Source organism: Verrucomicrobiia bacterium, assembly GCA_019634635.1.
Taxonomy (GTDB): Bacteria; Verrucomicrobiota; Verrucomicrobiia; order Limisphaerales; family UBA9464; genus UBA9464.
In genome coordinates, this window is record JAHCBB010000008.1 from 83,907 (window position 1) to 108,663 (window position 24,757).

15 protein-coding genes and 2 tRNA genes are annotated in these 24,757 nt (G+C 64.7%); 6 read left to right on the top strand and 11 right to left on the bottom strand.

Going from position 1 to position 24,757, the window contains the following annotated elements; all coding sequences use genetic code 11:
• The first annotated feature begins 200 nt into the window (after window positions 1–200).
• A complete protein-coding gene (locus KF791_07565; protein MBX3732439.1) occupies window positions 201–866 on the top strand; it encodes a response regulator transcription factor in 666 nt (221 codons plus the stop codon).
• A 137-nt stretch (window positions 867–1,003) separates the two neighbouring features.
• A complete protein-coding gene (locus tag KF791_07570; GenBank protein ID MBX3732440.1) occupies window positions 1,004–3,871 on the top strand; it encodes a hypothetical protein in 2,868 nt (955 codons plus the stop codon).
• Between the two features lie 47 nt (window positions 3,872–3,918).
• Here the strand turns inward: KF791_07570 and KF791_07575 are convergent, their stop codons facing one another.
• The gene (locus KF791_07575) at window positions 3,919–4,263 is read right to left on the bottom strand and encodes a hypothetical protein (GenBank protein MBX3732441.1); all 345 of its coding nucleotides are present in this window, start codon (window positions 4,261–4,263) and stop codon (window positions 3,919–3,921) included.
• A gap of 168 nt (window positions 4,264–4,431) precedes the next feature.
• On the opposite strand from KF791_07575, the gene KF791_07580 reads away from it, so the two are divergent.
• Window positions 4,432–4,812, top strand: a complete 381-nt coding sequence (locus KF791_07580) for a hypothetical protein (protein MBX3732442.1) — start codon at window positions 4,432–4,434, stop codon at window positions 4,810–4,812.
• 10 nt (window positions 4,813–4,822) lie between these two features.
• Here the strand turns inward: KF791_07580 and KF791_07585 are convergent, their stop codons facing one another.
• Window positions 4,823–5,254 carry a DUF309 domain-containing protein gene (locus KF791_07585; GenBank protein MBX3732443.1) on the bottom strand — a complete coding sequence of 144 codons (432 nt, stop codon included), beginning with the start codon at window positions 5,252–5,254 and terminating at the stop codon, window positions 4,823–4,825.
• A 145-nt stretch (window positions 5,255–5,399) separates the two neighbouring features.
• Here KF791_07585 and KF791_07590 point away from each other — a divergent pair, with 145 nt between their 5' ends.
• A complete protein-coding gene (locus tag KF791_07590; GenBank protein MBX3732444.1) occupies window positions 5,400–6,305 on the top strand; it encodes a polyprenyl synthetase family protein in 906 nt (301 codons plus the stop codon).
• 13 nt (window positions 6,306–6,318) lie between these two features.
• On the opposite strand, the gene KF791_07595 is transcribed toward KF791_07590, so the two are convergent.
• Both KF791_07595 and KF791_07600 read right to left on the bottom strand, forming a co-directional pair.
• A complete protein-coding gene (locus tag KF791_07595) occupies window positions 6,319–7,704 on the bottom strand; it encodes a DUF1501 domain-containing protein (protein ID MBX3732445.1) in 1,386 nt (461 codons plus the stop codon).
• Between the two features lie 59 nt (window positions 7,705–7,763).
• Window positions 7,764–10,181 (bottom strand): DUF1553 domain-containing protein, encoded by a 2,418-nt coding sequence (locus tag KF791_07600; GenBank protein ID MBX3732446.1) that lies wholly within the window; start codon window positions 10,179–10,181, stop codon window positions 7,764–7,766.
• Between the two features lie 873 nt (window positions 10,182–11,054).
• Here KF791_07600 and leuA point away from each other — a divergent pair.
• On the top strand, window positions 11,055–12,734 hold the full coding sequence (leuA, locus tag KF791_07605) for a 2-isopropylmalate synthase (GenBank protein MBX3732447.1): 1,680 nt from the start codon (window positions 11,055–11,057) through the stop codon (window positions 12,732–12,734).
• 29 nt (window positions 12,735–12,763) lie between these two features.
• Here leuA and KF791_07610 read toward each other — a convergent pair.
• The 7 genes from KF791_07610 to KF791_07640 all read right to left on the bottom strand — a co-directional run bounded on the left by KF791_07610 (window position 12,764) and on the right by KF791_07640 (window position 23,205).
• Window positions 12,764–12,837: transfer RNA gene (locus KF791_07610), tRNA-Gln, on the bottom strand.
• A 365-nt stretch (window positions 12,838–13,202) separates the two neighbouring features.
• Window positions 13,203–17,267, bottom strand: coding sequence for a hypothetical protein (locus KF791_07615; GenBank protein MBX3732448.1), 4,065 nt, complete (start codon window positions 17,265–17,267; stop codon window positions 13,203–13,205).
• 567 nt (window positions 17,268–17,834) lie between these two features.
• Window positions 17,835–18,428: a hypothetical protein gene (locus tag KF791_07620; protein MBX3732449.1), complete on the bottom strand. Its 594-nt coding sequence runs from the start codon at window positions 18,426–18,428 to the stop codon at window positions 17,835–17,837.
• The gene (locus KF791_07625) at window positions 18,425–19,249 is read right to left on the bottom strand and encodes an MBL fold metallo-hydrolase (protein MBX3732450.1); all 825 of its coding nucleotides are present in this window, start codon (window positions 19,247–19,249) and stop codon (window positions 18,425–18,427) included. Before KF791_07625 ends, KF791_07620 begins: the two co-directional genes overlap by 4 nt.
• A 206-nt stretch (window positions 19,250–19,455) precedes the next feature.
• The gene (locus tag KF791_07630) at window positions 19,456–20,100 is read right to left on the bottom strand and encodes a PEP-CTERM sorting domain-containing protein (protein ID MBX3732451.1); all 645 of its coding nucleotides are present in this window, start codon (window positions 20,098–20,100) and stop codon (window positions 19,456–19,458) included.
• 135 nt (window positions 20,101–20,235) lie between these two features.
• The gene (locus tag KF791_07635; protein ID MBX3732452.1) at window positions 20,236–23,025 is read right to left on the bottom strand and encodes a valine--tRNA ligase; all 2,790 of its coding nucleotides are present in this window, start codon (window positions 23,023–23,025) and stop codon (window positions 20,236–20,238) included.
• A 107-nt stretch (window positions 23,026–23,132) separates the two neighbouring features.
• Window positions 23,133–23,205 (bottom strand) — tRNA-Ile (locus KF791_07640).
• 326 nt (window positions 23,206–23,531) lie between these two features.
• Here KF791_07640 and KF791_07645 point away from each other — a divergent pair.
• On the top strand, window positions 23,532–24,689 hold the full coding sequence (locus KF791_07645; GenBank protein MBX3732453.1) for an ABC transporter substrate-binding protein: 1,158 nt from the start codon (window positions 23,532–23,534) through the stop codon (window positions 24,687–24,689).
• The last annotated feature ends 68 nt before the right edge of the window (window positions 24,690–24,757 follow it).

Below are 24,757 nucleotides of genomic sequence, written 5' to 3' on the forward strand. Positions count from 1 at the left end.
CCGAGATTCCCCCTCTGGACACGCTTCGCACCATGAGCAGTTTTCGCCCTATTCCGCGGACCGTTGCGCTTCGCCGCACCCCGCACGGCTCGGCATCCCCGACCGGGGGTTCCCCCTCTGCACTCCCGGTTTCCGCCAGGCCGTCGGCCCCCTCGGCGTCCACGGAGACAACTCCCATCACCCCTCAGGAAAACCACCTGATGCACTCCACCCAACACATGAACCTCAACATTGCCATCATTGATGACAGCGGCGGTGCCCGTGACGGGCTCGCCGCACTGGTCCGGATGACTCCCGGCCACCACCTCGTCTCCGTATGCAGCACCGGCCGGGGCGCCCTCGCCGAGCTGCCCCAGACCCGGCCGAAAGTCGTCCTCATCGAAATGAACCTCAGAGATATTCCGGGTCCGGACTGCATCCGGCGCCTGAGATCCCTGATTCCGGGGGTCGAGATCATTGCGATCACGACCCGTCCAGAACTGCCCCACATCCTCGCCGCCATGGCCGCGGGGGCCCATGGCTATCTCCTCAAGGACTCGCCCCCGCAGCGCGTTCTGGAAGCCATCCAGGAGGTGGCCACGGGCGGGGCTCCACTGGCTCCGGCCATCGCCCGCTGCCTCATCGAACAATTGTACCAGGACCGCCCCGGGCCTGCCGAGGCGATCCGCCTGAGCCGGCGGGAGGAACAAGTCCTGTGGCGGCTCGCCGACGGGCTGCGGGCCAAGGAAGTGGCCACCGTGCTCAACATCAGCACCTACACGGTCCAGACCCATGTGCGAAACATCTACTCCAAGCTCGGGGTCAAATCCGTCGCCGAGGCGGTGGCCTGCTACCTCCGACGCGATTTGCGGACCCCGCCGGCGTGACCCCGGGTGGCCGGCGGATTTCGTCACCGCCATGTAACTTCAGGGCCACCCCCCTGTTGCGACCGCCCCCCCAAGGTGCCCGCTCCGATGCCGCCATTTCAGGCGGGACATCGCTGTCGTCGCAATCAACGAAACCAATGAACTCTATCATCCATTCCTGGCGGAGGCTCGGAGGCCTTCTCCTCATCCTGTGCGGCCTTGCGGGCGCCCAGCTGGCACACGCCGAGACGGTCACCATCCCGGCCGGATTCCTCACGGGCACCAATGTCTGGAGCCGCACCAACACCTATCTGCTCGACGGGTTTGTCTATGCGCTGGATGGCGCCGTACTGAAGATCGAGGCGGGCACGGTCATCAAGGGGGCCCTAGGCACAGGGCCGGAAGACTTCGGCTGCCTCTTCATCTGCCAGGGCGCCAGGATTTACGCCCAGGGGACCCCTCAGAATCCGATCATCTTCACCGCGGAAGAGGATGACGTGGAGGATCCCACCGATCTCGGCCCCCAGGACACCCAACTTTGGGGCGGCGTGGTGCTCTACGGGCGCGCACGGATCAACAACTCCAACAACGGCACGGGCGATGCCAGCAACCCGAAATACGACATCTACGAGGGGCTTCCCGACGACCAGGCGCCAACGGGCCAGTTCGTCAACCGGTTCGGAGGCGGGGACGACGACGACGATTCCGGAGTTCTCCGGTACGTCTCCATCCGCCACGGCGGCAAGGTGCTCGAGTCCAACAAGGAGGTGAACGGGCTTTCCCTCTGCGCCGTGGGACGCAGCACCACCGTCGAGTACATTGAGGTGTTCGCCAACTCGGATGACGGATTCGAATTCTTCGGGGGGACGGTCAATACCCGTTATCTGGTCAGCGCCTTCAACGAAGATGAGGCCTTCGACGCGGACCAGGGCTATTCCGGCAAGAACCAGTTCTGGTTCGGGATCCAGAACTCAAACTCCGTCGAGAAGGGCATGGAGATCAACGGGGAACCCCAAGAGCGGATCACCGGCCAGGGAGTGCCTGTTTCCAACTGGGAAGTGTACAACGTCACTTTGATCGGTGCCGGGGCTCAACAGGGCACTCCAGGATCCGGGAACAACGCCTTCACCTTCCGGGCCTACACCCAGGTCGGAGTTTACAACGGCATCTTCACCGAGTTCAACGGGCTGCCCATCACCGGTGGCGCGTTCTCCACGGGTGCGGAACCGACCGTGCGCAACAACCTGTGGTTCGGCTTCTCGGACCCCACGTTCACTCCGGCCGCCGTTTTCAATCCGACGGCCACGAACGACGTTGCCGATCCGATGCTCCGGGGCATTTCCCGCGCCTGGCCGGCCGATGGCGGCCTGAATCCTTTGCTCAAGCCGGAAAGCCCGGGCTTTGAGAACTATCGCCCGGCGCCCCAGGATGGCTTCTATCAGATCGCCCCGTACCGCGGTGCCTTCGACGGGGCCAACAATTGGATGCGCAAGTGGACCTTCCTCGACCAGGCGGGCTACCTGCCGCCGCAGACCAATCTGGTGACCATCCCTGCCGGATTCTACTCGGGCCGCCTCGACTGGGCTTCCACCAACGTCTACCTGCTGGACGGTTTTGTCTACCTGCTGGACGGCGCCGAGCTGCACATCGAGCCAGGCACGGTGATCAAGGGCGCTCTGGGAACAGGGCCTGACAACTTCGGCTGCCTTTTCGTCTGTCAGGGTGCGAAGGTCTTCGCCGAAGGAACCCCGGTGAACCCGATCATCTTCACCGCCGAGGAGGATGACGTCAGTGACCCCGACGACCTCGGGCCGCAGGACACCCAGCTTTGGGGCGGCTTGGTGATCTACGGACGGGCCCGCATCAACAATTCCAACAACGGCACCGGCGACGCAACCAATCCCAAGTACGACATCTACGAGGGGCTGTCCGACGACCAGGCGCCAACCGGTCAGTACGTCAATCGGTTCGGTGGAGGCGACGACGAGGACGATTCGGGGGTCTACCGGTACATTTCGATCCGGCACGGAGGCAAGGTGCTGGAGTCCAACAAGGAGGTAAACGGCCTGTCGCTCTGCGGCGTCGGTCGTTGCACCAAAGTCGAGTACATCGAGGTCTTCGCCAATTCGGACGACGGATTTGAGTTCTTCGGCGGCTCGGTCAACACCCGGTATCTCGTTGCCGCATTCAATGAGGACGAAGCCTTCGATGCCGACCAGGGATACACGGGCTTGAACCAGTTCTGGTTCGGCATCCAGCCCCAGAACAGCGTGGAAAAGGGCATGGAGATCAACGGCGAACCCCAGGAACGGATCACCGGCCAGGGTGTCCCGGTCTCCAATTGGCAGACGTACAACACCACCCTCATCGGTGCGGGAGCCGTTCCCGGCACCCCGGGATCCGGGAACAACGCCTTCACCTTCCGGGCCTACACCCAGGTGGGCGTCTACAACGGCATCTTCACCGAATTCAACGGACTCCCCATCACCGGCGACGCGTTCAGCACAGGTGCCGAGCCGACGGTCCTCGACAACCTCTGGTTCGGATTCTCGATGCCCAGCTTCGGGCCGGCTTCGGTGTTCGAGCCCGGAACCGGAAATCGGACCAACGTCAACCCCATGCTCCGCGGCATCAGTTGGTCGGAGCCCTTTGGCCTCGACCCGCGACCGGAGGCGGACAGCCCGGCGAATTCCTCCCCGCGCATCGCGCCCGACAACGGGTTCTACCGTCCCGCTCCCTATTACGGCGCCTTTACCAGCAGCCGCAACTGGGCGGTGGACTGGACATGGATCGGGAACAGCCTGCTGCTGAATCCGGAGGGCGGATTCACGCCGGTTGAGTATCCGCCGAGCGCCGGGCCGGTGATCGTGATCGAGACCGGCGACGGGGGCGTGCAGGTGATCTTCTCCGGCACCCTCCAGTCGTCCGAAACCCTCGGCGGCGACTTCGCCCCGGTTCCGGGCGCCGCCAGCCCCTACACGGTGCCCCCGGAGACCACGCTGCGATTCTACCGCGCGGCGGACTAAGGCGTCCCAATCATCACGGGGCCGGGCTGACACGCCCGGCCCCTTTTTTATTCCATGACCTGCTTTGCGATCGCCACCAGGCGCCGCCCGGACGCGCGAATCCCGAGGGTATCCCGGACCCACGTCCGGCGATACAGCATGCCACCGCCCAACTCTCCGGCAGTATCCCGGACTTCGTCTGCAGAAGCGGCCACGGAAACGGTACGAATGGTCTCCAAGTCCCTGCGGAACAGCCCGGCGTCGAGCCACAGCAGCAACCGGGCTGCCGGACGCTGCAATGGCGGAACACAGCGCAGGAAGAGTTCACGTTCGAATTGCGACTCCGGCACACGGGCGCGACGCAGAAACGCTTCGCGCAGTCGTGCAGGGGAAACCTCTTGGGAGCCCTTCATCAAAGGGCATCGTTACGCCCCGGTGACCCCGGTCAAGATGGTGAGGGCAACGTCTCCGTAAAGTTTGGTGGCCCGCAGGCCGGGGCTGAAAATCGAGGCACACTCAATTTCCCGCTCGCCTTTCCGGGAACGGCTGCACTTTCATCCCCGGAACATTTTCCGTCCCCGATGAATCCACTCCTGCGCCTTGCCACCCTGACGGCCACCGCCACCACTCTGGGCCTGACCGGCTGCTCGACGTTCAGCAACACCAAGCCTTCCATGTCCATTGACCAGATCATGGATGAGGGCTTCAAGGGCAAGGAGTCCCTGGCAGCCCGGCTCGGAGAGAACACGGCGACCTCCGCCGACAAACAGCGGATGGTGTACCTCACGCAGCAACTCGCACTGAACAAGCCGCCCATGGGGGATTTGGCCAGCTGGGAGGACAAGACATCCCAACTCAGCCGCGCGGCCGTGGCGCTGGCGGACCGCCTGCCGGACTCCATCGAGGCGTGGCGGAGTGCTGCCAACTGCAAGGCCTGCCACAGCATCCACAAACCGGACTGATCGTCGCGGATCAGGACCCGGATGCATCCGGCCGAAGGGTCGGTCCGCAGCCCGACGCCAGCGGGTTGTCCCGAAATCCCCCCGCTTCGACCCGTCCCCTCCATTCACCGATCACCCGCAGGACGTCATCGAGATCCAGTCCCTCGTGGCGGACGGGGTACCGGCGGAGATTGGACTCGGCGAGGTTGAACAGTGCCACGGCCGGGCGCAGTCGTCCTTTCTGCAGGTGGACGAACGCCCCGGCGAACTGGATCAGACCCTTGTAGAACGCGTGGTTCGCCCCGTCGCGCCCCTGGGAAAGCCACAGTTCCTCGAGCACGTCATGGGCTTCGTAATACAGCCCGCGGTTGAAGCAGTCGAAATACCCGAGGTAGTGTGGATCAAACCGCGGGTCATGGAGACCGGCGATCATTTCGGCGATCCGGGCGGATTTCCGGCTCATGCGGGCAGGATTCGTGAGGCGCCGGAAAATGCACACTCCGGATTTTCACAAACGCGCCGGCGATCCCTTCGGGCGGCCCCGCGGGCGGTCCGGTGACTTTTGGGCTTTGAGCTTGCGGCACCCGGACTTGTAAGCTCCTCCATCAATGTCCGTTGCGAACACTTCTGAATTTGACGTTTCCCGATGGCTCGCGGCCCGTTCCCGCTCGGTGGACCGGGCGTTGGACCGGTTCCTCCCCAGGGCGACCGCCCGCCCTGCGACCCTTCATGGCTCGATGCGCTACTCGCTGTTTGCCGGCGGCAAACGAATGCGCCCGGCACTGGTGCTTGCCGCCGCGGAGGCCTGCGGTGGGCGCGAATCCGAGGCCATGCCCCTCGCCTGCGCCGTGGAGTGCATTCACACCTACTCGCTGGTCCACGACGACCTGCCGGCCATGGACAACGACGACTTCCGGCGGGGCAAACCCACCAACCACAAGGTGTACGGTGAAGGGATCGCCGTCCTTGCCGGCGACGCCCTGCTCACCCAGGCCTTTGAAATCACCGCCCAGGCCCGTTCCTGGCCGCGGTATTCCCACCAGGACCTCGTGCTGGAACTGGCCCGTGCCGCCGGCTCCCTCCAGCTGATCGCCGGTCAGGTGGCGGATCTGGAGGGGGAGGGACGCGACCTGACCCTCGCCCAACTGCGGTACATCCACGAGCGGAAGACCAGCGCGCTGTTGTGCTGTTCGGTTCGTCTCGGGGGCATGAGCGCCAACTGCACGCCAGCCCAACTCAGGGCGCTCACCGAATTCGGTCATCGCGTCGGCCTGGCATTCCAGGTGATTGACGACATCCTCGACGTCACACAGTCCACGGAAACGCTGGGCAAGACCGCCGGCAAGGACGCCGCCTCAAAAAAGGCCACCTATCCGCGGATAGTTGGACTGGAGAAATCCCGAAGGATCGCCGCCCGACTGACCGCCGAGGCCTACGAATCCCTGAAGATCTTCCGCGGCCGGGCCGCCGCACTGGAGGCGCTCGCGCGCTACCTGCTCGGCCGCGACCACTAGCCCGGGTCCCGTTTCAGGCGAGGATGCCGTGCACCACCTCGCCGTGGACGTCTGTGAGGCGGAAATCCCGGCCCGCATGACGGTACGTCAGGCGCTCGTGGTCCAGTCCCATGAGGTGCAGCAGCGTTGCATGCAGGTCGTGCACGTGCACCGGCTGCTCCACCGCTCGGAACCCAAAATCGTCGGTGGCGCCGTGGACATGCCCCCGCTTCACCCCGCCACCCGCAAGCCACACGGTGAAGCCCCAGTGGTTGTGATCCCGCCCCTTGCCGTTCCCCGGAGTTCCCGGGGCCGGCATCTCCACCGCCGGCGTCCGCCCAAACTCGCCGCCGCACAGAACCAGCGTGTCCTCGAACAACCCCCGCTGCTTGAGGTCCGTCAGCAACGCCGCGATTCCCTGGTCCACCTCCGACGCCAGACGCCGGTGCGCATCGGCAATCATGTCATGGCTGTCCCACGGCTGGACATCCCCGTGATAGCACTGGACCACGCGCACCCCCCGCTCAATCAGCCGTCGGGCGATCAGCAACTGACGGGCTTGGACGGTATCGCCGTACATCGCCCGGATGGACGCCGGTTCGCGCTCGTAATCGAAGGCGTCCGTCGCCTCGAGTTGCATCCGGTAAGCCAGCTCAAAGGACTGGATCCGCGCCTCCAACTGGGGATCATCGCCCCGCACCCGCCGGTGCTCCCCGTTGAATTCCCGCAGCCAGTCCAGTTGGCGTCGCTGCGATTGCGGGGACACCCGGGCATTCGTCAGGTGATCCATCCATCGCGACGGCTGCGATTCCCGGGTGTTGATGTGGGTGCCCTGGTAGATGCCGGGCAGAAAGGCCGACCGCCAGTTCGAGACATCCGACACGGGCAGCCCCGGGCACAACGCCACGAATCCCGGCAGGTTGCGATTCTCCGTCCCCAACCCGTAGGTGAGCCAGGACCCGTAGCTGGGACGCGACAACCGCTCGTCGCCGCAGTTCATCAGCCTCATGGACTGCTCGTGGTTGGGGGTGTTGGCGAACATGGAGCGGATGAAGCAGAGGTCATCCACGTGCGCCGCCGTCCGTGCAAAGATTTCGCTGACCTCAATGCCGCTTTCGCCGTACGGACGGAACTCGAACGGCGAGGGCAACGCCGCCCCAAGCGGCCGTTCCGTGGTCAGATTGCCCCCGGGCAGCGTCTGCCCCGCGTACCGCGACAGGGCGGGCTTGGGATCGAAGGTGTCCACCTGGGACGGTCCCCCATTGAGGAAGATGTGAATGATCCGGCGCGCACGCGGCGGGCGATGCGATGGCTTCGGGGACAGGGGGCCCTCCATGTCCATCCTGCCTGCGGTTTGCGCCTCTCCCAAAACGCCCGCGAGTCCCAGCATGCCCAGGCCGGTGCCCATGGACTGCAGCATCTGACGGCGGCTCCAAAACGAACCGAAGGACTGGGATGCGATGTTCATTGGGGATGGGTTCAATCCAGAAAGACCGCCTCATTGGAGATCATCAGCATCTGGGCCAGCAGCTCCCACGGGCCCGCCGGAGCGTCCCCGCCGGTCGGAACCTCCACGAACCGCACGGCGTCGCGAATCTCATCCACCGACGGTTCACGGCCCAGCACGCGCCGGAACAGCGCCGCCACCCGTGCTCCGGGATCTTCTGCAGCCACAACCTCCGGAAGCGATGCCAGCGCGCGCGCCTGCTCAAGGACGAAGGGGGCATTGAGGGCAAACAGGGCCTGTTGGGGAACGGTGGTGGAAGGGCGTCGCTCCACACATTGATCCGGGGCTGCAAAATCGAAGGTTCGAAACAGCGAGGGCAGATTTTGCCGGTCCACCAGCCCGTACACGGTCCGCCGAACATTCAACGGATCCCCGGCCGCATCCCCGGGAGGCCCGCCGAGGGTCAGATCCAGCCGCCCGGAGACCTGCAGCAGGGAATCCCGCATGGCTTCGAGATCCAGCCGTCGCCGCAGAACGGCTCCCGGTTCGGAGGCCGCGGTCCCGGAAATCGGCGTCCGCACAGCCTGGGCATACGTCGCGGAAAGCAGGAGCGTGCGATGGAGCGACTTCAGGCTCCAGCCGGACCCGATGAACTCGGCGGCCAGCCAGTCGAGCAACTCCGGGAGCACCGGCGGATCGCTCCGCGCACCGAATTCCGATGGCGTGCCGACCAGAGGCTCGCCGAAGTGATGCATCCACACCCGATTGACCAGCACGCGGGCGGTCAGCGGGTTGTCCGGGGAAACGATGGCTTCGGCCAGTTCCCGGCGCCCACTGCCCGAGACGAAGGCGTGCGGCTCTCCGTCCCCCAGGGCTCGCAGGAATGCCCGGGGCACCTCGGGGCCCAGTCGGGACGGATTGCCACGGAGAAAGATCCGCGGCTTCAGGGGTTCCGGCAGATCAGCCACAATCATCGCCCGGGCCGGAGGCCGGTTCGTGGCATGTGCCGCGAGCTTGTCGAGAGCCATGGCCAGCCCGCTGTAGCGATCCTTGTCCGGACGCGACATGTGTGCGGGCGTCTCCCGGCGCGGGAACGTCATCGGCGCATCCGGCCCGGAGACCAGCGCGACCAATTCCACGTCGCCGGATCCGTCCCGGGCATGCCGGTCGTTCATCGCGAGCAACAATTCGCCGTAGGCCCGGGCCACGGCGGCGCGATCGGTGAAGCGCCGCCCCTCCAGCGCGGCGATGACCTGGGGATTCCAGTTCACATCGGGCGGCACCACCAAACGAACCGCCTGCCCGTCGGGAGCGTCTTCCAGGGCTGACGTCAGGGACGCCCAAGGACCAAAAACCCGGTCTTCCAAATTCACCCGCGCCGCGAGCAACCGCCGCGTGCGCAGCATCAGTGCGGGCCGGAAGTCCTCCGGCGTCAACGAAAGGCCGAACTGGGCGGTCTCGGTCAGATCCGGCTCCGTGGTCGCCGCCCGGACCAGATAGTCGCCAAGGCGCGAGCGCAGGATCCCGGTCAACTTCGCATGCTCGGCATCGAGGTGGTCGTCGAGTTCCCGCCGCGCCGCGGCCAGCCGCTCTTCGAATTCAGGGCCGCCCGGAACGGCCGCCGGATCCTCGATGAGTGGCAGCACATACGGCCGCTCGGTCGAGGCGAACACGCCATATAGGCCGTAGTACTCCCCGATCGAGATGGCATCATACTTGTGGTCGTGGCACCGGGCACACGACACGGTGAGCCCCAGCAATCCACGGGTGACGGTGTCAATCTGGTCATCAATCTGATCGTGGGGATTGTTGTCGAAGAGGCGCCCCAGCGTCAGAAACCCGAGCGCCGCGAGCCGCCACGAAGCCACCGCTGGCGTCGCCAGGTCCGCCGCCAACTGGTCGCGAAGGAACTCATCGTACGGGAGGTCCTCGTTGAAGGCCCGGATCACATAGTCCCGATAAGTGTACGCGTAGGGACGCAATGCATCCCGCCCGTACACCAGCACCAGATCCTTGGTGTCGGCATAGCGGGCGACATCCAGCCAGTGACGCCCCCACCGCTCCCCGTATTGAGGACTTGCCAGCAACCGGTCCACCACGGCGACGAATGCCTCCGGCGACGGATCCCGTTCGAAAGCCTCGACCACCAAACGTTCGGGAGGCAGCCCGGTCAGGTCGAAATACACCCGTCGCATCCGGTCCCTTGGGGCCGCCGGCGCGGCCAAGGTTTCTCCACGCGCCGCCAGGGCCGATTCGACAAACGCATCCACGGGCGATCGCAGGCGTCCGGAATCCCGGACCGCCGGGGGCGACGGGCGTCGAATCGGTTGAAACGCCCAATGACGGCGCGCCGCCTCCAGGGACATCGCAGCAGGCGCCGCCGCGAGCAGAGGCGGCGTCAACAAGGCGGTCCCGAACAGCACCATCAGCAGATGTCTCCAGCAAGTCATCAGCTCAACACTTGTGTCGCAGCCGGCCCGCAACCGGTCAACGCCAAGTTCCCCGGTAGCCGGACTGCCTGCCGGACTGCGAAATGCCGATGCGGACCATCCCCATGCCCACCGGGTCACCCAGCAACTCCCAACCCCGCTGGGGGCTCCGCGGAGCCGCCCGCATGAGGATGCCCCACAGTCCCAGATTCCGGTAACGCGCACGGTTCGGCAGAGCCTCACCCCACCGGACATCACCCCGCCGGGTGGAGCGGACAGAAGGACAGCGGACAGAGGGACAGGTCAATGGTTGTGGTAGGGCTGCTCCGAGCTGGGGGCCACTGCATGGGGACAGGTCAACCGTGGTGGTGGCTCTCCCACCGCGGACAAGCGGATAAGGGACAAGGGACAGGACCGGACAGAGGGACAGGTCCTTGTCCTTGGTCGCAGTGACACTCCCCGGCGCGCCGCTGTCGCCACGTGTCCCTACGACGCTCATCCTCCTTGGCAGCGGCACCCTCCGCACGCATTCATCCGAAGGGACACCCCGTTCCATAGGTTCAACCGACACTCCGTCCCCGTGCGCCCGGGCATCCCCAGCTCAAGGCGATACGAACCTGCCGACTTCCTCTCCCCGGCGTCTGAACCACAGGGGGGCACGGAATGCCCTTGCCCGGAAGTCGCGTTGCCTGTATCCCGAAACTGTGATCGGCAAACACATCCTTGGACTTGTGCCGGGCGCCTGCCTTCCCGGCAGCGCGGCGTGCGGGGTGTGTTGACGTCCGTTTCAGTCATCTTCGCCCCATCGCCGCGCATCGGCGTTGGGGCCTTCTCGTTTTGGGGCACCCGCCGGGCACGACGCACGAGGCATCAACCCCAGCAGGACAACAGGTCATGTTGAAAAACCCGTCCGAAAAATACCGCCCGTTCCCACCCATTCACCTGCCCGACCGGCAGTGGCCCGGACGCGTCCTCGAGCGCGCACCCATCTGGTGCAGCGTGGATCTCCGCGACGGCAACCAGGCCCTCGCCGTTCCGATGAACATCGCCCAGAAGCTGGAACTGTTTCAAACCCTCGTCCGGTGCGGCTTCAAGGAAATCGAGGTGGGTTTCCCTTCCGCCTCGAATACCGAGTTCGCATTCAACCGGCTCCTGATTGAGAAGGATCACATTCCCGAGGACGTCACGGTCCAGGTCCTGGTCCAGGCTCGTGAGGACCTCATCGAGCGCACCTTCCAGTCGCTGGCGGGCGCGAGGCGGGTGATCATCCACCTCTACAACTCGACCTCGCCCGCCCAGCGCCGGGTCGTCTTCGGCAAATCCCCGGAGGAGATCAAGGCCATTGCCGTCCAGGGGGCCCGGTGGATCCGCGACCGGGTGGACCGCCTGCCCGACACCGAGGTGCTGTTCCAATACTCGCCCGAGAGTTTCAGCGCCACCGAGGTGGAGTTCGCCCGGGAAATTTCCGAGGCGGTGATGGATGTATGGCGGCCGACGCCGGAACGTCGGATGATTCTGAATCTGCCGGATACCGTGGAGGTGGCGACCCCCAACGTGTATGCCGATCAGATCGAATGGATCTGCCGCAACATCCGGGATCGCGAGGCCTTGATCATCAGCCTGCATACCCACAACGACCGGGGCACCGGCGTGGCGGCAACCGAGCTCGGACTGCTGGCCGGCGCGGACCGCGTCGAGGGTACCCTCTTCGGCAACGGGGAACGCACGGGAAATCTCGACGTGGTCACCGTGGCGCTGAACCTCTACATGCACGGGATCCATCCGGGACTGGAGTTCTCCGATCTCAATAGCATTCGCACCGTGTACCAGCGCTGCACCGGCATGACCATTCCCCCGCGCCAGCCCTATGCCGGCGAACTGGTGTTCACCGCGTTCAGCGGCTCGCATCAGGATGCCATCAAAAAGGGTCTCGCCGAATGGGGCGCGGGCGGACGCACCCACTGGGACGTTCCCTACCTCACCATTGACCCCGGCGACATCGGCCGCGAGTACCGCGAGGTCATCCGGGTCAACGCCCAGTCCGGCAAGGGCGGTGTGGCCTACCTGTTGGAAAGCGAGTTCCGCATGGACCTGCCCAAGGACATGCAGCGGGAGTTCGGACCCATCGCGAACGACCAGGTGGACGCCCTCGGCCGGGAGGTCACCGCCGAGGAATTGCGGCAGATGTTTTGGCGCGAGTATGTCGAGCGGCGCACGCCGTGGTCCCTGATCCATTTCCATGCCGACGGGGTGGACGGCGTCTTCGACTGTCGTGCCAGCGTGGTGCACCAGGGGCGGGAGCAATCGCTCACCGGGCGTGGCAACGGGCCGATCGCAGCCTTCATCCACGCTCTGACCCAGGCGGGAGTGCCGCGGGTGGAGGTCGCCGACTTCAAGCAGCACGCGCTCGGCTCCGGCGAGGAGGCCAGCGCCATCGCCTACGTGCAGCTGAGGGCCGCCGATGGACGCCGCTGCTGGGGCGCGGGGGTGGACACCCACATCGAGCTCGCCTCAATCAAGGCCATCCTGAGCGCGTTGAACCGCATCGAAAACCCGACGTCTTCCTCCCGCTGAACTCCACGCGGCGCACCGAGCGGTGGAAATGGCTGGCCGACATGGATTCGAACCATGAATAAGGGCTTCAAAGACCCCTGTGTTACCATTACACCATCGGCCAACTGCGGCGCCGAAGCTATGAGGCCCCCGGGGCAGGGCAAACAGAAAATTGGCCAGAGCCTGTCCAGCGGGTGGGGCGGTGCAGCCGCGCCGCCCTCATTTCCATCCGAGGCTGTGCCGCCCGAGGATCACGGGGCCTCCACACGTTCAGGTCGCGGCAGGCGTGGTGGTGACTTCACACGCACAGGCCGTCCGCGATCCAGGCGCGGACGGGACTTTACGGACCCGCGGCAGCGGGTCCCCACCAACAACGCCAACGCCACCACCCACCCACCACCACCTCCATCATCCCTCCCTGTATCAAACAAAAAAGCGGGGCTGGAGTCGCCTCCAGCCCCGCCTGATGGGTCTTTCGCTTAAGTCAGGTCAGTTCCTGACTCGGGCAAAGATCTCGTTGTCGGTCGGTCCGGGCGTCCAGATGTACGAACCGCCTGTCGCACCCGGAACCGGGGCGTAGGTGCCGCCAAGTGTCGAGGACGCTTCGAGCTGACCTCCACCCGTCCAGGAGATGGTCACCGTACCGTCGGCGTTGACCACGATTCCGGTAATCACCGGCGGTGCCACGACACCCGTCTGCCGGTAGAGCAGAACCGCGTCGTTGTCGCCGTCACCCGAACTGATGCGCAACCGCAGCGTCTGGGTGCCGCCGAGGTCGAACACGGCAACGTCCGAACCACCAACAGAACGGAACGGAATGAAGTCATTCGAGCTCCACGCACCGGTGCCGTCCGCCGTCAGTTCGGCAAGAACGGTGGTGGTCTGATCCGGTTGGGTAATGTCGCCAGTCACCAGTTCCAGCGTCCGCCCCATCGCGTTGGCAGCCCGACCGTCGCGCGAACCGACGAACACGGCGCTGTATGAGCCGGCTTCGAAGGTGCGGGTGTAGTTCCACCAGTTCCCCGTACCGCCCCAACCAATCTTGTAGTTGTTGGCCAGCGTGAAGTCCGGACGCACGGTGTTGCCATTGCCGTTGTCAATGATCACATCAAGGTTACCGCCTTGACCCGGAGGAGAGGGCTGAACGTTACCGTCGCCATCCACCCATCCGTTGCGATAACTGTTTCCATCATTGCCATCGGGCGGGATATCACTGCGAGTGTTGTTGAAGTCAATCCCCGGGATACCGTCCAAGCCCATGTACAAGTCAGCCACCAGCGGCATGACGCTCGCCGCGGCCAAGGTCTTGCCTTCTTCATAATTGTAGTCCTCCGCCTCAATGACGAACGCGCCGGTGAGGGTTACCCGCACATCATCATCCGGGAACGTGGAGACCGATCCATTCTCATTGGAGACCACCACGTAGTAGTCGCCAATGTGACCGACCGTGGCGCTCGCGACCGCGTAGGAAGCGCTGGTGGCACCCGCGACCGGGCGCTTGTTCTGGTACCACTGGTAGGTCATGGGAAGCGCCGATTCAGCGCCAACCGTGAGGGTGAAGGCCGCACCCGGAGCCACATTCACGCCCGAAGGACGCTGGGTGATGATCGGCGCCACCACATTCGGGTCAATGTACCAACTCACACGGCTGCCGCCGAGTTCACCCTGCCCGTTTGCAGGATCCGCCTCACTGGCGAGCTTGACCGCAATGGCCCCATGGTCACCACCGCCGCCCTCCTTGTAGAGGAGTTCGAGGTAATACGACGTTCCCTGAGTCAGGCGAATCGCACCACCAGGGCCGGACGCCCACTCGGTGTCTTGATACTCATCCGAGCGATTCGTCCGGAATGGGGCGTCGCCGCGGGTTCCTGTGTTCGCATCCACGCCGTTTCCATTCCAAAGCCGCGGATCGCTCCAGGACGGCTCCTCGGCAATCCGCTTCTTGTTCGCGGGATCTGCGTCGGTGCTCAGGTACAGCTCACCGTGATCGTCGGTGGCGATGAAGAAGACATAGTCCCCCGTCACTTCCGGGGTGAAGAGCATCTTCAACTGGCCGAAGTAGTTGTCATAGAGTCCCGAGCCGGTGTAGGCGCTGCTGAGAAGCCGCACCTCGTCCGGGGGACGGTCCTCAGGGAAGGTGTCGAAGCCGCCGGTCTCATTCAGCCAGAGATTGAAGACGATGGCCCCAGCCTGCGCCTCGAACGCCTGGAACTCGCCGGTAAAGGCCGATGCCAGATTGGCGTTGTCGCGAACTCCATTAATGGTCACGGCGTAGCTTGCCCCCGGAGTCTGCCGAGAAGTACCGAGGCGAATCGTCCGATCGTTGACCCGTGTGGCCGAATTCACGGTCAGTCCTGTAATCTGGTAGTTGGACGCCGTCACGGCTGAGGGATCCACAACCGGTTCGGTGAAGACGACCGTCACCGAGTCGAACGTGTCCGCGCCGCCCAAGCGGCGAACCGAGGGCGGCGTGGTGTCAGGATTGACAACCAAAGTCGCTTCAGCGCTGGTCGCAGAGGCTCCGGCCACCGCGGCAATTACTTTGACCTTGGCGTTGTTTTGGGCAGCAGAGACCACCGGGATCGTGAACGTCGCCGCGTTGGCTCCCAACTGGGCCACGTCGTTGACATACCACTGCCAGGAGATGGCATTGCCGTAGTCCCCACCGTAGGGAGAGGAGCCGGTCGCCGCCGCCGTGAACGTCGCGGATTCATTGGCGCTGGTGGTCACATCGTCCGGATCATCGGTGATGGCCACTGAGGCACCGACCGCGTCCACGGGAGACTCGATGATGGCGCCACGGATCGGGGTCAACTGACCGGCCGGGGTGGGATCCCCTTCGCGCCGAATGGCAACCTGACCCCAGTCGCCGCCGCCGCCTTCCTTGACCACGAACGTCACACCGACGCGCTGGCCGGCGGTGAATGTGATGACTTCGCTGGTTTCGTCAGGGCTCACCCCGTCAACAACCTCTTCGAAGCCCCCGCAGCATCCGAACTCTTCGGCAATCGGGAAAGTCGCAAGAGGATCCGGAAGCGCCGGTCCCGCGGTGTTGACGTAGAGGGCGCTCGCGTCATCCGAACGGAGGAAGAAGCGGTAATCGCCGGCCTCCGGAATCGTCAGAACACCGGTCATCTTGGCGAAGAAGTTGTCGCCAAAGGTGTTTCCGAAGCCCGAGGTTTCGCCAAAGCTGAACCCGTTCCCGTAGCGGATGCTGTCGGGCGGATCGGCGTAATGTGGGTCGAACAGACCAGCTTCGACCGAAGTACCCGGAATATTGAACCAAAGTTCGATCTTGCTGAAGCCCACACCAGGAACGTCAGCCACCGTGCTTCCGGTGATGCTGGCATCGGGACCTGGCAGACCCGCGATGTTCTTTCCGCGGACCCGGTAGGTGTAGCTGGTGTTCGGAGCGAGGCCCCGATCCTCGTAAGTGGTGGTGGTCAGGAGCGGGGCAACAACGACGCCGTTCCGCTCCACTTCATAGGCCACCCGGGCGTTGGGATCGCCGACGACAGTTGCCGGATCCCAGGCAATGCTGGCGCGCCGGGAGCCAATCTGAGCGATTCGAAGGTTACCAGGAGCTCCCGGCACTTCACTGACCTCCTGTGCGATGGTGACCAGTCGCAGGTTGTCCACATGCGTGTGGGCATTGGCACCGCCGGTGCGACCGGCGAATACCAACTGACCCGCGGACGGGAAGTAGGTGGTCTGGTAGTCTCGGAGGATGTCCGCCCCTTTCCAAGTCACGGTCAAACGCCCCTCGGATGTCAGGTCAATCGTGAACGGCCTCCACGCTAGCGTGGCCCACGACGCGGGATCGTATGGGTCTCCCCCATCGGCCCAATAGGCTGCATCACGGGGTCCGGTTTGGAGACTAGTAGTGTCGTCGGCCGTACCATGGCGGGTCAGCAGGCCTACTTTTTGAACGGTAACGTCATCTACGCGAACGATGATTCCCTCGATGTCTGTCGAATCTCCGGGATCGTTACGGAAAGTGTTGCCGGACCACGTGTCGAAGGACACTGAGATTCCCGTAATTGTTCCGGTCTCGGCGCAACAGCCGGTCGCGGAGCCGACGTCACCACCGGCCAAGTCACTGTCCGAGAGGCTCGTCAGGAACGGATCTCCATTTCTGGCAAAGCTGATGCTGAAGCCGTCGGCGGCCCGATCGCCCGTGCTGTTGCCCGTCCGCAAGTCGCACGAGAACGAGAAGCCGGTGACGACCTTACCCGGGTCGGTATCCTCAAACACCACGATCCCCGTTTGACTGTTCACCGGGTAGGTCAGTGCCATGAACCCATTGGGATTACCGCCGGCCGGCACAAACATCTGGTCATTGTTGCCCGCGATCTCCACACCGGCGGGCTGGCCGGCATCGAAGTTGAAGAGCACATCGGCCGCTCGCGCCGACGTGATCCCGACAAGAGCCGTCAGCGCAGTGGATGCCGCGAGCCATTGCATGGGCCCCGCGCTCCGCTTCCGCGAACGACTCCAAGTCGCAAAGGCGCCGGCGGTGGGCCGGCACAACTGCTGTTGGAATTTGTGTTTCATTCGAGTGTTTTGTGTGATGCCACGCAAAATCCCACGGGTCGTTACGGGGACAAATCACGAGGCGATGCCCAGAGAATTGAAAAGGGCCGACGCGAATTCAAGAAAAACGTGGCGGAAAGTTGAAACAATTCGCGCGAGGTGGTGTTTGCGGCCGCCAATCCGACACCCACCAGGACGCCCACCGCACCCCCGGTGGAGCTCACCCATCGAAGATCCACCGAAGCCGTCGGCGCATGAAGTCCCCACAGGCCAAACCCCCATGTTGTCCGCACGGCTCGGCAGGAGCCTCGTACCCCCCCCACCAGCAGGCAGGAGCCACACCCTGACGCACCCTGCCACATCACCCACCACCACCACCGGTGGGGCCCCCTATCCGCGCGTGGAGTCCCCGCAGGCCCGACTTGCGGTTGCGGGAACGGTTCGGCAGGAGCCTCACCCTACCGTGATGGACACCCTCGAGCAGGCCCACAATCGCAGACCCTCTCCCGGCGGGCCGAAGAGGCCCCTTGATCCGCCCGCGTCAGGAGGCCCAACAAACCCGACCCCCGGTGACGCGCCAACCGGCGCCTACCAGGACCAGTTGAACAAGCTGAGCACCGGCTCGTGGTTGATGAGGTCCCGGTAGAACGAGCGGGGGAGGGTCGCACCGGGCTTCAGAGTTGGGTCCCGGTTGAAGATCTCCCGTTCGCTCGGCCCGAAATCCTCGGGAGCCAGCGGGCTGATCAGGTCCACAAAATTTTGCGGCTCCGGCTCCCGGAACACAAACCCCAAGGCGCCATGACGCTCAATCTGCTCCATCGGCGTGGGCGATTCGAGCCGACGCTGCGTCTCGGCGTCGCCATCCAATCCGGGGGTCTCCGGGAGACTCAATCCAAACGATGTCGTCAGGGACGGGGGGACTTCAATCGGCGAAAATGGTGCGGCGGCGGTCGCCTCGGACGCAGGGGGCTCCGGGAGTTGAACGGGGGCTGAGAGGACTGCGGAGATTGACGGAGAGGTCGTGGGTGGCGCCGTTGGCTCCAGCAGCGGCTCGACCGCCTCCACGTGATTGGTGACCGCGACCGCCGCAGGCGGGGGGTCCCCGGCCAACAGCGAATCCACGACCCAGCAACCGGCCACAAGGGGGAAACACCGAATCAAGTGGCCGCATTTCGTGTTCATGGGAACCAGGGATTGTGGAGTTTTTCCTGGCCGACCGTGGTCAGCGGGCCGTGGCCCGGACAGATCAACGTTGCTTCGGCCATCGAAAGGATCATCTCACGAACCCGCCGTCGCGCAAGCGGGAGTTGCTCCCGCGCCCCTCCCATCGAACCCGCAAAAATGGCGTCGCCAACCACCGCGACCGAAGGCGCGCCACCGCCCCACCCGGTGACCACGTAGGTCACGCCATCCTCGGCGTGACCCGGGGTCGCCCGGTGCGTCACCTGCAGCGAGCCGACGGCGTACTTGGCCCCGTCAGTGAGACGTTGGTCGGCGGGTGCGCGTGACGACCCGCTGTGGACCCGGGCGGCCGGATACCGCTCCCGCAGCGGTGCCAGCGCGGCCACGTGATCTCCGTGCGCGTGGGTGATGAAGACTTGTTGAAGATGAAGCTGGTGGCGGGCAATGAGTTCGACGATCGGAGCGTCCTCGAACCCGGTGTCAAACAAGGCAGCCGCGTGCGTCCCCGGATCCCAGGCGAGGAAGGCATTCACGGTCATCCCATCGCCCTCGGTGGTGATCACCTCGAGGCCCTGCCATTGCGACAGGTCCACCGGCTCCGGCCTCCAGCCATGCGCAATCCCCTCCAGCCGCGGACCGGAGAGGGTGAGCAACGCTGCCAGCGGCTCGAAGCGTGTCCCGGACGCTGCCGTTCCGGTGGCCTCCATCTGCTCGTAGGCGTCCGTAGCCAACCCTGCGGCTGCTGCGGCCTCCGCGGATCCCACCTGATTGGAGAGTCGCGCCTTGCGAAGGATGTCACCGAGGCTGTCTTCGAGGTTCACAAGCGCAACGTAGTCCCGGGACACGCTCGCACGCAATTCATGACCCCCTTTTGTCAGGGGGGCACACCGCGTTCACTCAAAACCCAATGGGTGGGAAGGCCCAAGCGGCGGATGACAGGCCTGAGAACGCCGCCGGGGATGCCACACGGATACCGTTCCACCCCGCACCCGGTTGCCCCCGGCACATTCCCGGGCTGACGCCCCACTCAACCCCGCCGATTGCGGTTGCGGCGCTGACGCCACACAGCAAAACCCACCAAGCCTGCGCCCGCAACCAACCCTGACGTCACCGGCTCGGGAACGAGCTCCATGTTGCCGCCGAACGCATACAGGCCGACCGACCGCTGGCCCTGGTTCGGGAAGTTCAACCCTTCGACACCGGTTTCCGTGTAGGTGAACCCCGTCCCGGCAAGATTGAAGAGGGGATCAACGAACACGTATCCCGGCTGGGCGACGTTGATCGGCACCCCGTTCTGCCGGACCGTCCACGCAAGGACATATTCGGTGTTGGGATTGAGATTGATCGCAATGGTGAGATCTTCCCAGCGGGTGCCGTCACGCAGGGGCGAAGCCGTGCCCGCCTTGATTTCGACGCTTCCCAGCAGCGTCTTGTCCGTCGTAAAGATGCCAACCTGCTCGGCATATTCGAGGCCGTCTTCATCCATGTCGAAAATCCCAAGCGACCGGATGGTCACCGCGGCATCGCCCACGGAAAAAGGCGTGCCAATGGCGACCACACTGCCCCCGTCGCTCCAATTGCCGCTGGGATTCCAAAACACGGCGGCGGAGGCGGAACCAGCCGTAAGAACGGTCAGGCTGGCAAGCCCCATCAGGTTGCGGGTCGAATTCATGGTGAGCGGGTGCTGTGAACTGGAATTGCTCGTTTTCAGGAGCCTCAAAGATGACCAAACCGTTCGCAAGCAGAATTTTTGCCAGTCTCAATCCGGAAGTCCGGTTTCACCTGATTATTGACCCGGTGATCCGGCTCACCCGGGAAGGTTTCCGAGCGCGGACCGCACGGCCTGACGCTTGGACTCCCAGTCGGCCAGGCGCTGGCGGTGCTCGTCCAAGACCGCCGCGGGAACCTTTTGGGTGAAGGCTGGATTGCAAAGTTTGGCCTCCACTTTGGCAATTTCACCGACGATCCGGTCGTGCTCCCGGGTCAATCGCATCCGTTCGGCTGCGACATCCATCAGGCCTTCCAGGGGCAGGAAGAGCTCCCCAAGGGCATTGGACGCCATCGGGGTGCCCTTTGGCGGCGCATACGAGGGTTCGACCCCCAGGGTTTCGGCATTCAGCAGCGTCTTCAGGACGTCCAGTTGCCCGGGTTGGGGAACTCCGGACGGTCTCAGCACGAAGCGCACCTTCTTCGCCCCATCCACCCGCGCGTCCAGCCGCAGGCTTCGCCCAAGCGTGACCAGATCGTAAGTGGCCTGCGCAACCCGGTCGGCCGCCTCGTCCAGGCCGAAGTAGTCCTTCTCCGCATCGCTCAGCCGACGCGGCCATGGCGCAGTCATCAGCGTGAGCCCCCCCTGGTCTGCCGGCAGGTCGCGGGAAAATCCCAAGGCATGCCACAGCTCCTCCGTGATGAACGGCAGGAACGGATGGAAGAGCCGGAGCAGGTGCCCGAGGACAAAGTCCATCACCGCCAGTTTGTTCGCCCGAAGCGCCGGGTTGCCGCCCTGAAGCGCCGCCTTGGACGCCTCGACATACCAATCGCAATACTCGCTCCAGAAGAATCGGTACAGGGTCGCGGTGGCCTCGTTAAACCGGTAGCTCGTAAACGCCTGGTGGACCTCCCCGATCGCCTGGTCCAGCCGGAGCAGGATCCACCGGTCATCGTTGGTCAACCGCTCGGGGACGATCTCACCGCCGGGATCCGCAGTGCTGCCGGCCATCTGACGAAACCGGCACGCATTCCACAGCTTGTTGCAGAAGTTCCGGCCCAGTTCGACGGACTTCTCGTCGAACCGGATGTCCTGACCCAGCGGCGCGGACCGCATCACGCCAAACCGGAGGGCGTCGGCTCCGTACGCGGCAATCAAGTCGAGCGGGTCGGGTGAGTTGCCCAGCGATTTGGACATCTTCCGGCCCTGTTTGTCGCGGATGATCCCGGTGAAATAGACGTTCCGGAAAGGTGCCTCGCCCATGTACTCGTAGCCCGCCATGATCATCCGGGCGACCCAGAAGAAGATGATGTCCGGTGCGGTGACGAGGTCCGTCGTCGGGTAGAAGGCCTTCAGCGTTGCGTTCCCGGAATCGGTGTCCGGATCGCCCGTCCAGCCCAGGGTGGCGAACGGCCATAGCCAGGAACTGAACCAGGTGTCGAGCACGTCGGGATCCTGGATCCAGCCGTCTCCCGGGCATTCCACCTGGCACCGCTCCTCGACGGGCCGCAGCGGCATCTCGTCTCCGGAGGTCCCCTGCCCGGTCACCCCGGAATCCGGGGCGACCCGGTACCACACCGGGATCCGGTGTCCCCACCACAATTGCCGGCTGATGCACCAGTCCTGGATGCCGCCCATCCAGTGGTCGTACACCTTGGCCCACCGATCCGGGAAGAAACGCATCCCGAAGCCTTCGGCCCCGGAGTCCGGGTTCGGCTCCGCCGGTGCCACGCACGCCCGGGCCTGTTCCACGGCCGGGTACTTCAGGAACCATTGCTCACTGAGCCGCGGCTCGATGGGCACATCGGCACGCTCGCTGAAGCCCACATGGTTGACGTACGGCTCGGCCTTTTCCAGCGCGCCGGCCGCCTCAAGGAGTTCCGCCGCGCGCGCACGCGCCGCGAAACGGTCCAGACCGGCAAGATCCGCCCCCGCCGCTGCGCTCATCCGGCCGTCGGGGGTCAACACATCCACAACCGGCAGCCGGTGCCTCAGGCCGATATCAAAATCCGCCTTGTCGTGCGCCGGCGTCACCTTGAGCACCCCGGTGCCGAAATCGAAGGCCACGTGGTCGTCAGCGATGATGGGGATCACCCGCTGCTCCCGGGAGGCCTCGAGGGGCAGGGCGCGATACACCTGTTTCCCGATGAGGTGCTGGTACCGTGGATCCTTCGGATGGACCGCCACCGCGGCGTCGGCCGGGATCGTTTCCGGGCGGGTCGTGGCAAAGGTCAGGTACGTACCGGGTTCCCCGACCACCTCGACGCGGACATGGTACAGGAAACCCTTCTGTTCCTTCATGACGACTTCTTCGTCCGACAGCGCCGTCAGGGAGGCCGGGCACCAGTTGACCATCCGTTTCCCCCGGTAAATCAGGCCCTTGCGGTAAAGATCCACAAACACCCGCTGGACGCACCGGGAGTACTCGGGATCCATGGTGAACCGGGTTCGGGTCCAGTCACACGAGGCTCCGAGGGCGCGCAACTGCTTGAGAATGATGCCACCGTAGGTCTCCTTCCACTCCCCGATTTTCGCCACGAGGGCGTCGCGCCCGAGATCGTCACGGTGCCGGATTTCACCGGACTTCTTGAGGGACTTCTCCACCACGTTTTGCGTGGCGATGCCGGCGTGATCCGTCCCCGGCAACCAGAGGACCTCGCGGCCCTCCATGCGGGCCTTGCGAGCCAGGATATCCTGAATCGTGTTGTTCAACACATGCCCCAGCGTCAGCACCCCGGTCACGTTGGGGGGCGGGATGACGATGGAGTAGGCTGGCCGGCGTGCGGACACCCGGGCCGGGTCGGCCGTGAAGCAGCCATGCTGCTCCCAGAACGCGTACCATTTCGCCTCAACAGATTGCGGCTCGTAGGCCTTCGGAATCTCCATGATGACAGACAGGACACGTATTGACGCGAAGTTCGGACGATTTCGCGATCGAAATGTGGCCAGGTCCCCGACGGCCGGCGGGCGGGGACGGCGGAGAGGAGTTCGGGGGGTGGGCCCAACAGGATTCGAACCTGTAACCAAGGGATTATGAGTCCCCTGCTCTGACCGTTGAGCTATGGGCCCGCGATGGACCGGTGGCAACTCACCGTCCGCAGCCTTCGGTCGTTGTGCCCGGCCTTCCGAGGACGATCACCGCGGAATTCACGCCGCGAGGAGACCGTACCTCCCGACGCCAGGCGGACGCAATCCGCCGCTTGGCCCCGCACCCATCCCGGGGGCCGGCCGGCACGTCTGCGAAACAGTGCGGGTCCATCCGGTCGTCACATCGGTGATTGGCCAGGCGGATTCCCGGGGCGAACAAACGCCTTTTCCTCATGGAGGCATCCCCCTAGCGTCGCCCGGTCCTCGGCGTCACACGGGCGCCGTCAAGTTCTTCCTCTCTCTCCATGATGTGCGTCAATGAACTCCCGCGTCGCCCCTTCCTGGCCGGCCTCCTCGTGGCGGTCCTCCTGGTGACCGGATGCAAGCCCGATGGGGACCCCTCGGACGGCCCCATCAAGATCGGCGAATTCGCCTCCCTGACCGGCGGCGAGGCCGCCTTTGGAACCGCCTCCCACAACGGCACCGTGCTGGCCATTGAACAGATCAACCGCGACGGCGGCGTTCTCGGCCGCCCGCTGGAACTGATCACCGAGGACAACCAATCCCGGCAGGGCGAATCGGCAACCATCGTCAAGAAACTGATGAACCGGGACCAGGTGGTGGCGGTGCTGGGAGAAGTCGCCTCCGGACGCTCCCTGGAGGCGGCCCCGATCTGCCAGGCGGCGGGCATCCCGATGGTGTCTCCATCCTCCACCAATCCAAGGGTCACCGAGGTGGGCGATCACATCTTCCGGGTCTGCTTCATTGATCCGTTCCAGGGCAGCCTGCTGGCCGACTTCGCCCGTCGCACCCTGAAGGCTCGCAGGGTGGCGGTGCTTTCCGATGTCTCGGCCCCGTACAGCACCGGGCTCGCCGAATATTTTCAGAAGGCCTTTCTGGCCGCGGGCGGCGAGGTGATTGCCGAGCAGAAGTACTCCAGCAAGGACAAGGACTTCCGGGCCCAGCTCACGGCCATCAAGGCGGCCGCACCCGACGCCGTCTTCGTGCCCGGGTACTACACCGAAGCCGGATTGATCGTCACCCAGGCCCGCCAACTGGGATTGAATGTGCCCATCTTCGGCGGCGACGGCTGGGAGGCTCCCGAGCTCCTCCAGATTGCCGGGCCAGCCCTCGAAAACACCTACTACAGCACCCACTACTCCTCCGAGGCGGACGACCCGCGTGTCCAGGAATTCGTGAAGGCCTTCCGGGCGCGCTACGACGGCCAGGTGCCCGACGCGATGGCGGCCCTCGGCTATGACTCCGCCATGGTGCTTGCCGATGCCATCCGCCGCGCCGGGAGCACCGAACCGGCAAAAATCCGCGACGCCCTGGCCGCCACGAAGGATTTCCCATGTGTCACGGGCCTGACCACCCTCGACGCGCAACGCAACGCGTCCAAGAGTGCGGTGATCATCACCGTCCGGGACGGCCGTTTTCAGTACGTGGAGACCATCCAGCCGTGACCCCGCCCACACCGTTCCCGGTTGCCGCCGGGGTCACCGGAGCCGATCCGGCCCCGTTTTTCGCGGCG